Below are 1,900 nucleotides of genomic sequence, written 5' to 3' on the forward strand. Positions count from 1 at the left end.
GTGTGTACTTCACGCCGCCGACCACGTGCGGAACATAGCTGTCGATCGTGCCAACAGTGCCGGATCCTTCTTCGAGCGAAGCCACCGCCGAAAAGCCGTTGCCGGCGTCGAAGTAATACTGGACGACGTTGGTGTCGAAATCGCCATAGGGAACCAGCGTGTCATTGATGACGTTGCCGGCATAGCCGATGAACGTATCGAAGGCCGATTCGTCCTTACCGACGCGCAGGCCGCCGAGCTGGATCCAGGCGAAGTTCAGCGTAACGCCTTTGTTGACGGCGGGGTTGTCGGTGACGACGCCCCTTACGACGGATGCTGTAGCGTTGCGGTTGCCGAAGTTGAAGCGGGTCTCGGTGTAGGTCTTCAGAGTCCCGAGTTCGGTTTCCTGGCCGGTCCAGGTCCTCAGCGAGAAACGGGCATTCTTCTTCCAGGTGTCCTGGATGGAGCCGTCCTGGTGATCGACGTTCTTAGCACCATCGAACGACCCGATGTCGCCACCGGCGATGTCGTAACGGACATAGCCGCCGATGCGCAGGCAGGTTTCGGTGCCGGGAATGTAAAAGTAGCCGGCGCCGTAGACGTCGCAGATCTTGACGTATTCGGCGGGCTCCGGCTCGGCGACGGTCACCGCATCGGCGGCGCGGGCGCCCGAAACTGCGATCAGGGCCGCAGCGGAGCCGAGCAGAAGGCTCTTGATGTTCATTTTTCAGATCTCCAGACAAAAGTTAAAACGGGTTTGATTTCTTTGCTGAAGGGCAGCGTTGCTACCCCATCCCCAACTATTGAAAAAGAAGCGCATCGCGCCGCCCTTTCGCCCCCGACATGGCCTAACCCGCGGCGGCGTTCAACAGAGATTGTCTCCGAAACAGGCCTTTTGGAATCTTATGAAAGTATTGTTGCGCAAATATCACGTTTTCTACATGAAAATGGCACATATTAAACAACTGGCACGACTGAAACGCGAATTTAGATTTGAACTATATGGCAACTAAACCGGTTTAGATGATTTTATGAAGAATATCATGTTGGCGCCAAAAAGAGATTCGCGCGCTCACCTTTCGGGAAACCCGAGGCATTGCCGCCATCCGAGTGACCAACGCTAAGAGAGCGGCTATCTCTTCAGAGCCGTCTGTCTGAATCTCGGGATTGTGCGGCGTTGGCGCTGCCGTTCGCCGACACGCCCCATATCGGTCATCATTCCGGCAGAAGCGCTCACGCAGAATGGGATCGTGCCGGCTTACCCGGGCGAAGGCTGAAGGTGCCGTGGAACATCAGGCTGAACGTCCTGTTCTTGCGTGTGCCGCAAGCTGGAGCCGACGGCATAGGCCCCAGTGAAGAAGCTCAAGTCGATGAAAACTTGCGGGCAGCAGACACGACGTCACACACCATATCCTGCTTGAGCACGTCGATCGGAATGCGTCCGTGGAGTTGCGGCGAAGGGCGGGTCAGCCAGAACCACGCCAGCCGTGGATTCCCGATTGCCGACATCACTTCGCTAATCCCCGATGCCGGTCTTCCGTCGACGAACTGGGCGAGCGGGAAGACATGTTTGCGGCCGCCCTTGCGCAAGGCAATAACCTCATTGCGCCTTTGCCAGCGATGCAGCGTCGAGCGCGGTATGCGAAAATGCTCTTCCAGAAAGGTCGATCCGGCGACTTCGCCCGCCCAGTCCTCAATCAGCGCCGATTGCAGATCGTTTGTCCGCTTCGCTGATGAGGGTGCTGCTGCGATTGCCGGCATCGCGCCATCATCCGCGCGATTGGCACCGGCGGAGCCGCCGCGTGCGAACTCCCCCAATCTCCGGAAGATTTCCGGGGCGAGCGCAGCGCATTCGCCCTTGAAAGGGCCGATCGCGAGTCGCTGTGCTTGTGGAAGGAAGGGGACGGCGGCGGCGAGGCTG

2 protein-coding genes are annotated in these 1,900 nt (G+C 58.5%); both read right to left on the reverse strand.

Going from position 1 to position 1,900, the window contains the following annotated elements; all coding sequences use genetic code 11:
* On the reverse strand, nt 1-703 hold a 703-nt coding region (locus EOA24_RS36200), incomplete at its 3' end, for a porin (RefSeq protein ID WP_133374822.1).
* A 638-nt stretch (nt 704-1,341) separates the two neighbouring features.
* A partial coding sequence (locus tag EOA24_RS36205) for an antitoxin Xre/MbcA/ParS toxin-binding domain-containing protein (RefSeq protein WP_127410722.1) occupies nt 1,342-1,900 on the reverse strand: 559 nt, incomplete at its 5' end.

Origin of the sequence: Mesorhizobium sp. M2A.F.Ca.ET.039.01.1.1 (assembly GCF_003998035.1) — a bacterium.
Lineage (GTDB): Bacteria > Pseudomonadota > Alphaproteobacteria > Rhizobiales > Rhizobiaceae > Mesorhizobium.